The organism is Devosia geojensis (assembly GCF_000969415.1).
GTDB classification, from domain to species: Bacteria; Pseudomonadota; Alphaproteobacteria; order Rhizobiales; family Devosiaceae; genus Devosia; species Devosia geojensis.
Window position 1 is genome coordinate 1 of record NZ_JZEX01000029.1, and the last position, 10,869, is coordinate 10,869.

Genomic DNA, 10,869 nt, shown 5'->3' on the forward strand with positions numbered 1-10,869 from the left:
GCTCCCCTCAAGGGGGAGGGGAGCCGGACGGCCTCCAGCTGCCGTCTAAACATGACAGGGTCTGGTGGCAGGTCGCGCTGGGCGCTAAATATCCTCCGGGCAGGTCCGGGAGGGGACGATGGATGGCGATGTCGATGTGGTGCGCACGTTTCTCAGGGCCATCGAGGATGGCGACCGCGACGCGCTGACGCGGGTGCTGGATCCGCAGGTCAGGCGCACCGAGCATCCCAATCGCGTGGCGCCGGCCGGGCGCACCCAGGGGCTCGCGGAGATGCTCGACGGCTTCGAGAAGGGCAGGGCGCTGATCGCGCGGCAGAGCTATGAGGTCGCCTCCGCTGTCGCCTCCGGCGGCCGTGTCGCCGTGCAGATGACCTGGCGCGGCACCCTCGCCATTGCGCTCGGCGCGCTTAAGGCGGGCGAAGAGATGGTGGCGCATTGCGCGTTGTTCGCGACGGTGCGCGACGGCCGGATCGTCTCGATCGACAATTACGACTGCTTCGCGCCGTTCTGAGGCAGTTCCGGACAAAAGGAAAAGCGCAGCCCCGAGGAGCTGCGCTTTTCCGGTTCTTCAGTGATGTTCCCGTCAGAGCGCGGACAGGTTGTCGGCGGTGGATTTGCCGGTGCGCTTGTCCTGAACGATCTCGTAGCTCACCTTCTGTCCTTCATCGAGCCCGTTGAGGCCCGAACGCTGGACGGCGGTGATGTGGACGAAAACGTCCGCCCCACCCTCGTCCGGCTGGATGAAGCCGTAGCCCTTCTGACCGTTGAACCATTTGACGGTGCCAGATGCCATGATGCGTCCCTCGTGCAGTCTAAGTCGTTGGTCGCGGTTCCGAACAGGAAACGCTCTGCTGTATTGGGCCGGTGCGATGCCGCCCCGTCCCGGATGTCATCGAATTTTTCGGGTTCTGCGATTGCGAGCGCCAGGCCCCCTCGCCCCTCGTCCATCGGTCCGCCGCAAATATTCGACGGCAGATTTCTAGACGGAAACCTTGCGCTCTTCAATATCCCTGATTCGCTCCAACCCGCTGACGGGTCTCTGCAAATCGAAGCGGCAATGAAAAAGGCGCGTCCGGTGGCGGACGCGCCTTTCAGTCTCGATCGTTTCAAACGTTCCGGTTACGCGGCCGACAGATTGTCGGCGGCGGACTTGCCGGTGCGCTTGTCCTTGACGATTTCGTAGTTGACCTTCTGGCCTTCGTCGAGCCCGTTGAGGCCCGAACGCTGAACGGCGGAGATATGGACGAAGACGTCCGCCCCACCCTCATCCGGCTGGATGAAGCCATAGCCCTTTTGGCCGTTGAACCACTTCACGGTACCAGTCGCCATGATGTTTCCCTCGTGCAGTCTGCTGTTGTGAAGACCGGCCCCCGGGCCGGAATTCGATTTGGCTATCGAAATGTCGGAGAGTGACGTCAGCAGTCGGCAAGAGTTCGCCAAGGCATTTCGGTCGGCCGCAATATTCGATCACGCAGTCTTATCGCGAAACGTACGGCGCGGCAACTGGCGTTTATGCACAGCTTCGCACCCGCGCTGACTCGGCAGCGGGGCGAGGTCGAAATCGGGCCGAACTATCGTGCTGAACCCACGCGAGCATGGCGCCAGCACAGGAGACATGGCGGACGCGTCAAGGGTGCGGCCGGCCAACATCGTTTCTAGCGCGAGTCCGGCTTGCGCCGCCAGTGCGCAAATGTCGCAGCCGGCATGGCAGGTGTGCATCGGCGCGCTTGCTTTTCGGCGCGGCTTGAGGCAAATCCCCGCGCGCCGGCGCCCTGCCGGTTCTGCCCCGGTGCACTCTGGTCTTGGTCAAGACGTTCCATTCCTCCGGCGACGTGATCGTCGACAGGCGCGCGGATTATGCCCGGCGCCTGGCCGAAAGCGGCGACCACATGGCCGCCGCCGAGCTCATCGAGCAGGCGCTGGAGCTCGCGCCCGGCTGGACGGCGGGCTGGGACCTGCTCGGCAGCTATTGGGAGAAGGCCGGCGAGGTGGCGCGGGCCATCTCGGCCTGGCGGCATCTGGAGGCTCTGGACGACGCAGGCGTCTTCGGCGCGCACCTGAAGCTTGCCGCCCATGGCGCGGGCCTTGCCGGCGAGGGCACCTCGATCGGCTATGTGGAAGCGCTCTTCGACCAGTATGCGCCGCGCTTCGAGAGCGCCCTGGTGCAGAAGCTCGCCTACCGGGTGCCCGAGCGGCTCGATGCGCTGATCGGCGAGGCGATGGCGGGCAAGGGCATCACGGCCTTTGCCGAGGCCATCGACCTCGGCTGCGGCACCGGGCTGATGGGCGAGCGGCTGCGCGGCAAGGTCTCGTTCCTCGAAGGCGTCGATCTTTCGGCCGCCATGGTCGCCGAGACCGGGCGCAAGGGCATCTACGACCGGCTGACCAAGGCCGAGCTCGTCGCGTTCCTCACCGCCTACCCCTCGCAGGCGGACCTGGTCACGGCGGCGGACGTCTTCATCTATTGCGGGGCGCTGCCGCCGGTGCTGGCCGCAGCGGCAAGAGTGATGCGGCCGGGAGCGCTCCTCGCCTTCTCCCTCGAAGCGCATGACGGGCCGGAACCGCAGTTCCTGCGCCCGTCGCTGCGCTATGCCCATGCGCCCGAGCCCACGCGCCAGGCGCTTGTCGATGCCGGCCTCGACATCCTCTGCTTCGAGCGCGCGGTGCTGCGGCAGGACAGGGGCGAACCGGTCGAAGGTCTCCTTATCGTCGCACAGAAACCCGCCGCCGCTCCGCTGGCGCTCAACCTCGCCGGCGAGGCGCTGGTGGTGGACGTCGAGCCAGAGGCGCTCAACTGATAAACCGGTGGTGTAACCCCCCTCCCATCCTCCGCAAGGGGGGAGGTGCCGCATCGTACTCGTGGCACCATTCTGCCAACGCTCCGGATCAACACCTCCCCCCTTGCGGGGGAGGATGGGAGGGGGGTACTTCGCGATCGAAGTCTCGATCCGCAAAAGCCGAAAGAATCCCGCCATGACCGACATCCGCTACGATTTCCGCTCCGATACGGTGACCCGGCCGAGCCCCGGCATGCGCCGGGCGATGGCCGAGGCGGAGGTGGGGGACGACGTCTTCGGCGACGATCCGACGGTCAAGCGCCTCGAAGCCACGCTTGCCGAGCGGCTGGGGAAGGCCGCAGCGGTGTTCGTGCCGTCGGGCACGCAATCGAATCTTCTCGGCCTGATGAGCCATTGCGGGCGCGGCGAGGCGTTCATCGCCGGCCAGAACGCGATCTCTATCGGTACGAAGCCGGCGGCGCCGCGGTCCTCGGTTCGCTGCAGCCGCAGCCCATCGAGCATGCGGCGGACGGCACCTTGCCGATCGACAGAATCGCGGCGGCGATCAGCGACGGGACCGATCCGCATTTTGCCCAGACGCGGCTTATTGCGCTCGAAAACACCCATGGCGGGCAGGTTCTGCCCGTCGCCTATATGGGAGAGGTGGCAGCGCTGGCGCGCTCGCATGGGCTGGGGCTGCATCTCGACGGCGCGCGGGCGTTCAACGCGGCGGTCAAGCTCGGCATCGACATCGCCGACTTTGCCGCTCCGTTCGATACGGTCTCGATCTGCCTCTCCAAGGGATTGGGCGCGCCCGTCGGCTCGGTGCTGACCGGAAACGCCGAGCTGATCGCCCGGGCGCGGCGGCTGCGCAAGATGCTGGGCGGCGGCATGCGGCAGGCCGGCATCCTCGCGGCTGCGGGGCTCTATGCACTCGAGCACAATGTGGCGCGTCTCGCCGAGGACCACGAGCGGGCCCGGCGGCTGGCCGAGGGACTGGCCCGGTATCCCGCGCTCGACGTGAAGATGCCGGATACCAACATCATCTTCGTCGATGTCGAAGAGTCTTACGGCGACAGCTTCACGCAGTACCTGACCGACAACGGCATCGGCATTACCGGCCGCTATGGCCAACAGCGATGGGTGACGCATCTCGATGTCGACGATGCGGCCGTCGATGCGGCGCTGGCGTGCGTCGCCGAATTTTTCGAGAGGCGCCAGGGACACTGACGCCTCTCTCGCGACGATCAATCGTCGTCGTCATTCCAGTCATCGCCGTCCCAGTCATCGTCGTCCCAGTCGTCGTCCCACCGGTCGTCGTCATCGTCGTCCCAGCGGTCGTCGTCGTGGAGGGCCCATTGCGGCACCCAGCGGCCATCGAGGCGGTGCCAGTAGCCGCCGCGGTCGTCGTCGTCATCGTCGTCGACGAACTGGAACTGCGCATTGGCGCGGGGCAGGTCGAACGCCGCCGCCGGCAGCGGCAGCGCGGCGACGAGCGCCGCGGCGATCAGCGGGAGGATGGTCTTGCGGTTCATGTCCGTCTCCTTGGATTTCGGCCGATCGGGCGGCCTCAATGGAGAAGACGGTCGGGAATCGGTTCTATTCCCGTGCGGCGGGCCTGAGGCCGAGTTCTCGCAGCCGCGCCCGGGTCACCATGGCGATGACGTCGAGGGGCAGGGGCTCCGCGTGCTTGAACTGCAGCGTGCCCTTGGCCTTGCGGTAGGGCGCGACCGCCGCCTCGTAGTCGGCGGGACCGGAGGGGACGGGATAGACCGAGACGTACTGTTTCCAGCCGGCGAAGTAGAGGAGATAGGTGCCGGCGAGCCGGAAGGTCGGGATCTGGTAGCTGATGGTCCCCTGCGCATCCGGCGCGAGGGTGAGGACGCGCCGCGGACGGCCTCCAGCCGCTCGCGCACCTCGGGCGGAAACCGGGCGATGTAGGCATCGATCGTGCTGGGCGTTTCGGTCGCGGTCATCGGCTTGGCGCTTCCCATTCGAGAGCCTCATAGCACGCGGCGGCGCTAGCGTTCATTGCCGAAATACTTGGTGCGCAGACGCTCGACGGTGCCGTCCTCGTGGGCGCCGAGCAGGTCGAGGGTGATCTCGCGGCTGAGGGGGCTGTCGAGCGGTGTGGCGAAGCCGTACTTGTCGGGATTGAAGATCGGGCCGACGACCGTAAGGCCCGTCCCGCCGCGGGTGTGGGAATAGTATTCGAGCACCGGGGCATCGGCGACGACCGCCTGGACGTTTCCGGCCCGCAGCGCCGCCACCGCATCCTCGATGCCCCGATAGCTGCGGGTGTCGAGGCCGATGCTTGCCGAATAGGTCTCGGCGACGCTGCCCGAGAAGACGCCGATGGTCTTGCCCGGCAGGTCCGAGAGGCCGTCGATGCGGCTGGTGATGGCGGCGGCGGTCATCACGCTGGTCACCGAGGAGGTGACATAGGCGAGGACCGCGACGCCGCACACCAGCCAGACCGCGGAGAGGAACCGGCCGAAGGCGCCGAACATCTTCTTGCGCGCCGTCTTGCCCGAGGTGGCGATGGACATGACGTGGTGGAAGCTCTCGGCAAGGCCCGAGGGCCAGTCGCGCGGGAATTCCTTGTCGAAGCGGCGGTCGAAAAGGGTGAGCGCGATGGTGGCGGCGACGATGACGAGGCCGAGCCAGAGATAGGCGCGCAGGTGCCCGGATTCCTGGAGGCCCGCGACAACATCCCAGAAACCGGCCCCTTGCCCGTCCGCCACCATGATGCGCAGGCCCGCGTCGTACCAGGGCTGGGTGAAATCGATGCTCTGGGCGCGTTCCTGGTTGATGGTGAGGTTGGTGACGGCGACGTCGATCTGGCCATTGGCGGTGGCGTCGACGAGCTCGCGCAGGGTCGGATATTCGACGAAGCGGGTGGCGAGGCCCGCGCGTATCGCGAGCGCCTGCCACAGCTCGATGGCCATGCCGGTATAGAGCCCGCCGTCCTCGATGACGAAGGGGGGACTGGCATAGACGCCGGCGGTGACGGTTCCTGCAGGGGGATTAAAGGCTTGTCCGGTCGCGGAACCCGCGCCGAGGCCAAGAAAAAGCACGACGAGGAGTCGCGCTGCTATCCGAAACGCGGACACGCGGCAGTCTCCAGGGTGATTGGCCATCACGATTCGAAGGCTGGCACATATGGGCGGGGATGTCACACCTTCATGGGCGACTGGATGTCGGCACGCTGATGATATATATCATTGGTATCTATCACGGAGGTGCCGATGACCGCCAAGGCAGCAGACAAGGCCAAGCTCTTCTGGACGGGCCGCTCGCAAGCCGTGCGCCTGCCCAAGCAATTCCGCTTCGAGGGCAGCGAAGTGCGCATCCACCGCGAGGGAGACAAGGTGATCCTGGAGCCGGCCGTCGAGGAGAAGGACCCGTGGGCGTGGCTGGACACGTTCGTAGGGCCCCTCGACGAGGATTTCGTCGCCGCGGCCTTGGACCGGCCGGGACCGTCCGATGACGACATCGATCCGGAAGTGGAAGAGTTCTTCAAGTGAGATATCTGCTCGATACCAATGCCGTCATCGGGCTGATGGGAGGAGCACCTGCGATCCTTTCACGCGTCAGATGGAAGCATCCCTCTGACCTGTGCGTTTCGGCGATCACGATTCACGAACTGTACTTCGGGGCGTACAAGGGTGCGCGTACCAACGAAACCATCGAACGGCTCACCCACCTCGAGCTCGATGTCGTCCCGCTCGATCGTGAGGACGCCATGAGAGCAGGCGAAATCCGTGCGTATCTGGGGCGCGCAGGAACACCGATCGGTGTTCCTGACGCCCTCATCGCCGGACAGGCGATTTCACGCGACTTCACGCTCGTCACTCGCAATCTGCGCGAGTTTCGACGGGTGCTGGATCTGCGGCTCGAAGACTGGGAGGCATAACGCCTCCCCCGCCTCACGTCGCGAAATATTCCTGCAGCGATTTCACGCCGAGGCTGCCCTGCTGGTAGGCGATGATGCCCTCCACCGCCGCGACCGCGCCGGGGACGGTGGTGTAGTAGGGGATCTTGGCATAGAGCGCCGTGCGGCGGATGTCGCGGCTGTCGGAGACGGCCTTGGCGCCGTCGGTGGTGTTGATGACCAGCTGCACGCCGCCGTTCTTCATGGAATCGACGATATGCGGGCGGCCCTCCAGCACCTTGTTGATGCGGGTCGCGGCGATGCCGTTTTCCGTGAGGTAGCGCTGCGTGCCGCCGGTGGCGAGGATGGTGAAGCCCGCCGCCTCGAGGTGCCGGATGGCGTCGACGATCAGCGGCTTGTCGCTGTCGCGCACGGAAACGAACGCGGTGCCGCCGGTCGGCACCTTGGAGCCGGCACCCATCTGCGACTTGGCGAAGGCCATGGCGTAGTCAGTGTCGAGGCCGATGACCTCGCCCGTCGACTTCATCTCGGGGCCGAGCACCGTGTCGACACCGGGGAAGCGGTTGAAGGGGAAAACCGCTTCCTTGATCGCGATATGGCGCAGTTTCTTCTCAACCAGGTTGAAGCTCGCAAGGCTCTCGCCGGCCATGATGCGGCTGGCGATCTTGGCGATGGGCTCGCCGATGACCTTGGCGACGAACGGCACTGTGCGGCTCGCGCGCGGGTTGACCTCGAGCAGGTAGATGATCCCGTCCTTCAACGCATATTGCACGTTCATCAGGCCACCGACCTTCAAGGCGAAGGCGAGCTCGCGGGTCTGGCGCTTCAGCTCCTCGATGATCTCGGGCGAAAGGTTTTGCGGGGGCAGCGAGCAGGCGCTGTCGCCCGAATGGATGCCGGCCTCCTCGATGTGCTCCATGATGCCGGCGACGAACACGTCCTTGCCGTCACAGAGCGCATCGACGTCGATCTCGGTCGCGCCCGACAGGTACGCATCGAACAGCAGCGGGTTGTCGGAGAGGACCGAGTTGATCTGGCCGGTCTTGTCGTTGGGGTAGCGCGCGAGGATGTCGGGCGGGACGAGGCCGGTCAGCGTGTCCTGCACGTAGCGCTCGAAATCGGAGGGCGAATGGACGATGGCCATGGCCCGGCCGCCCAGCACATAGGACGGGCGGATGACCAGCGGATAGCCCAGCCGCTCGGCGACGAGGCGCGCCTGTTCAAGGCTGTAGGCGATGCCGTTCTTGGGCTGGGTCAGTTCCAGCCGGTTGAGGAGCTTGGAGAAGAGATCGCGGTCCTCGGCGAGGTCGATGGCCTCGGGCTGGGTGCCGAGGATCGGCACGCCGGCCTTCTCGACCGCTTCGGCCAGGTTCAGCGGCGTCTGCCCGCCGAACTGGACGATGACGCCGTGGAGCGTGCCGTTCTGCTTCTCGGTTTCGAGGATCTCGATGACGTCTTCCTCGGTCAGCGGCTCGAAGTAGAGCCGGTCGGAGGTGTCGTAGTCGGTCGAGACTGTCTCGGGATTGCAGTTGACCATGATGGTCTCATAGCCGGCGTCCGCCAGCGCGAAGGCGGCGTGGCAGCAGCAATAGTCGAACTCGATGCCCTGGCCGATGCGGTTCGGGCCGCCGCCGAGGATGACGACCTTCTTGCGATCCGAGGGCCGAGCCTCGTCGTCAGGCATGCCGGCGAAGGGCGTCTCGTAGGTCGAATACATGTAGGCGGTCGGCGAGGCGAACTCGGCCGCCGAGGTATCGATGCGCTTGTAGACCGGGCGGACGCCAAGGGTGCGGCGCAGCTTCCGCACATTGGCGGTCGAGGAGCCGGTGAGCTCGGCGAGGCGCGCATCGGAAAAGCCCATGGATTTGAGCATCCGCAGCGTCTCCGGCTCGTCGGGCAGGCCGAGATCGCGGATCCTGGCCTCCATGTCGACGATGCCGCGCATCTGTTCCAGGAACCACGGGTCGATCTTGCAGGCTGAGTGGATGTCCTCGTTGGAGACGCCGAGCCGCATGGCTTCGGCGACGTAGAGCAGGCGCTGGGCGGTCGGCGTGCCGAGCGCGGCGCGGATGGCGTTCTTGTCCTCGCCCTCGCCGAGGCCGGGGATGCCGATCTCGTTGAGGCCGGTGAGGCCCGTTTCGAGCGAGCGCAGGGCCTTCTGCAGCGATTCCTGGAAAGTGCGGCCGATGGCCATGGCCTCGCCCACCGATTTCATCGAGGTGGTGAGGCGGGTGTCGGCGCCGGGGAATTTTTCGAACGCGAAACGGGGGATCTTGGTGACGACGTAGTCGATGGTCGGCTCGAACGAGGCGGGTGTCGCGCCGCCGGTGATGTCGTTCTCGAGCTCGTCGAGCGTATAGCCGACAGCCAGGCGCGCCGCGACCTTGGCGATGGGAAAGCCCGTGGCTTTCGAGGCGAGTGCCGAGGAGCGCGAGACGCGCGGGTTCATCTCGATGACGATCATGCGCCCGTCGGCCGGGTTGATGGCGAACTGCACGTTCGAGCCGCCGGTCTCCACCCCGATCTCGCGCAGCACCGCGAGCGAGGCGTCGCGCATCACCTGGTATTCCTTGTCGGTCAGGGTCAGCGCCGGGGCGACGGTGATCGAATCGCCGGTATGGACGCCCATCGGGTCGAGGTTCTCGATGGAGCAGACGATGATGCAGTTGTCGTTTTTGTCGCGCACCACCTCCATCTCGTATTCCTTCCAGCCGAGCACCGATTCCTCGATCAGCACTTCGTTGGTGGGAGAGGCGTCGATCCCCGACTCGCAGATGGCGAGGTATTCTTCCTTGTTGTAGGCGATGCCGCCGCCGGTGCCGCCCAGCGTGAACGAGGGGCGGATGATGGCGGGCAGGCCGATGACCTCGAGCGCCTGCAGCGCCTCGATGGTGTTGTGGGCCAGCATCGACTTCGGGGTCGAGAGCCCGATCTTCTTCATGGCGTCGCGGAAGAGCTCGCGGTCCTCGGCCTTGTCGATGGCGTCGGCCGTGGCGCCGATCATTTCGACGCCGAATTTCTCCAGGACCCCCATCTTGCGCAGCGAGAGCGCGCAGTTGAGCGCCGTCTGGCCACCCATCGTCGGCAGCAGCGCGTCCGGGCGTTCCTTCTCGATGATTCTGGCCACCACTTCGGGGGTGATCGGCTCCATGTAGGTGGCGTCGGCGAGATCGGGATCGGTCATGATCGTCGCCGGATTGGAGTTGACGAGGATGATCCGGTAGCCCTCGGCCTTCAGCGCCTTGCACGCCTGGGTGCCTGAGTAGTCGAATTCGCACGCCTGCCCGATGATGATCGGCCCCGCACCGATGATGAGGATCGATTTGATGTCGGTGCGTTTTGGCATCGGCTGGCTCTTTTGTTAGGGCGCGCGCCAAGGGGGCGCTGCGGCGCGGAGGTCGTCGGCGGACTTGTCGGTTAAGCGGGCTCTGTAGCGGAAGCGGCCTGGAAAGGGAAGGGGGCGAGACGGCGTGATTGTCGCGGTGGGGAAGGTTCGTTCGTCGTGGAGGTACATGTCAGGAAAAGGAGATCGCCATGAGCAGGATTCTGGTGTCGATGTGGACAACGCTTGACGGTCTCGTGGCGGGCCCCAACGACGAGATGGGCTGGCTGCGCGGCGATGCGCAGATGATGGCCTATGAGCAATCGTTCGTCGACGCCGCCGAAACGCTGATGCTGGGCCGCAAGACCTTCGGCGATTTTGCCGGCTATTGGCCGGTCGCTGCACGCGATACCGCTCCCAAGGTCGGGGTGGAGGAGATGCAGCGCAATTACGCCCGCCGGGTGGACGCAATGAAGAAGATCGCCGTCTCCGCTTCCGGCGATGTGGCCGAGTGGGACTATACCAGGGTTCTCAGCAGGATCGAGGCGGAGGAGATCGGGCGGCTGAAGGATGAGGCGGAGGGCGACATCGTCATCTATGGCAGCCTCAGCGTCATCGACGCCCTCTCCGCGCTGGGGCTCATCGACGAGTACCACATGCTCGTCCACCCGATCGTGCTGGGCGAGGGTAAGCCGATGTTCGACAAATCGCGGCCTCTAAGCCTGGCGCTCGCCTCGGTCGAGCCGTTCGACACCGGCGTGGTGCTGATGAAATACCGCAAGGGTTGAAACCTCTCGGCCTGCTGCCCAGTCTCTGTCATGTTTTGACGGAAACGGGAGGCATCCGGCTCCCCTCCCCCTTGAGGGGAGGGGTCG

At 65.7% G+C, this 10,869-nt stretch carries 11 protein-coding genes and 1 pseudogene; 6 read left to right on the top strand and 6 right to left on the bottom strand.

Annotated elements, in window-relative coordinates; translation table 11 throughout:
• The first annotated feature begins 118 nt into the window (after positions 1-118).
• On the top strand, positions 119-511 hold the full coding sequence (locus VE25_RS01935) for a nuclear transport factor 2 family protein (RefSeq protein WP_052731663.1): 393 nt from the start codon (positions 119-121) through the stop codon (positions 509-511).
• Positions 512-583: 72 nt separating this feature from the next.
• On the opposite strand, the gene VE25_RS01940 is transcribed toward VE25_RS01935, so the two are convergent.
• Both VE25_RS01940 and VE25_RS01945 read right to left on the bottom strand, forming a co-directional pair.
• Positions 584-793: a cold-shock protein gene (locus VE25_RS01940; RefSeq protein ID WP_046106901.1), complete on the bottom strand. Its 210-nt coding sequence runs from the start codon at positions 791-793 to the stop codon at positions 584-586.
• Positions 794-1,119: 326 nt separating this feature from the next.
• A complete protein-coding gene (locus tag VE25_RS01945) occupies positions 1,120-1,329 on the bottom strand; it encodes a cold-shock protein (RefSeq protein WP_046106902.1) in 210 nt (69 codons plus the stop codon).
• Positions 1,330-1,802: 473 nt separating this feature from the next.
• Here VE25_RS01945 and VE25_RS01950 point away from each other — a divergent pair, with 473 nt between their 5' ends.
• On the top strand, positions 1,803-2,798 hold the full coding sequence (locus tag VE25_RS01950; protein WP_052731664.1) for a class I SAM-dependent methyltransferase: 996 nt from the start codon (positions 1,803-1,805) through the stop codon (positions 2,796-2,798).
• Positions 2,799-3,042: 244 nt separating this feature from the next.
• A pseudogene (gene ltaE, locus VE25_RS01955) lies at positions 3,043-4,007 on the top strand (low-specificity L-threonine aldolase).
• Positions 4,008-4,024: 17 nt separating this feature from the next.
• Here ltaE and VE25_RS01960 read toward each other — a convergent pair.
• The 3 genes from VE25_RS01960 to VE25_RS01970 all read right to left on the bottom strand — a co-directional run bounded on the left by VE25_RS01960 (position 4,025) and on the right by VE25_RS01970 (position 5,890).
• Positions 4,025-4,312 carry a hypothetical protein gene (locus tag VE25_RS01960; RefSeq protein WP_052731665.1) on the bottom strand — a complete coding sequence of 96 codons (288 nt, stop codon included), beginning with the start codon at positions 4,310-4,312 and terminating at the stop codon, positions 4,025-4,027.
• Positions 4,313-4,376: 64 nt separating this feature from the next.
• Positions 4,377-4,784, bottom strand: a complete 408-nt coding sequence (locus VE25_RS01965; protein WP_052731666.1) for an iron chaperone — start codon at positions 4,782-4,784, stop codon at positions 4,377-4,379.
• Positions 4,785-4,798: 14 nt separating this feature from the next.
• Positions 4,799-5,890 (bottom strand): transporter substrate-binding domain-containing protein, encoded by a 1,092-nt coding sequence (locus VE25_RS01970; RefSeq protein WP_244466844.1) that lies wholly within the window; start codon positions 5,888-5,890, stop codon positions 4,799-4,801.
• Positions 5,891-6,025: 135 nt separating this feature from the next.
• On the opposite strand from VE25_RS01970, the gene VE25_RS01975 reads away from it, so the two are divergent.
• A complete protein-coding gene (locus VE25_RS01975; RefSeq protein WP_046106904.1) occupies positions 6,026-6,304 on the top strand; it encodes an antitoxin in 279 nt (92 codons plus the stop codon).
• The gene (locus tag VE25_RS01980; RefSeq protein WP_046106905.1) at positions 6,301-6,693 is read left to right on the top strand and encodes a type II toxin-antitoxin system VapC family toxin; all 393 of its coding nucleotides are present in this window, start codon (positions 6,301-6,303) and stop codon (positions 6,691-6,693) included. Before VE25_RS01975 ends, VE25_RS01980 begins: the two co-directional genes overlap by 4 nt.
• Before the next feature lie 13 nt (positions 6,694-6,706).
• Here VE25_RS01980 and carB read toward each other — a convergent pair whose 3' ends face one another.
• The gene (carB, locus tag VE25_RS01985; protein ID WP_046106906.1) at positions 6,707-10,018 is read right to left on the bottom strand and encodes a carbamoyl-phosphate synthase large subunit; all 3,312 of its coding nucleotides are present in this window, start codon (positions 10,016-10,018) and stop codon (positions 6,707-6,709) included.
• 188 nt (positions 10,019-10,206) lie between these two features.
• On the opposite strand from carB, the gene VE25_RS01990 reads away from it, so the two are divergent.
• Positions 10,207-10,782, top strand: a complete 576-nt coding sequence (locus tag VE25_RS01990; protein WP_046106907.1) for a dihydrofolate reductase family protein — start codon at positions 10,207-10,209, stop codon at positions 10,780-10,782.
• Positions 10,783-10,869: the final 87 nt, after the last annotated feature.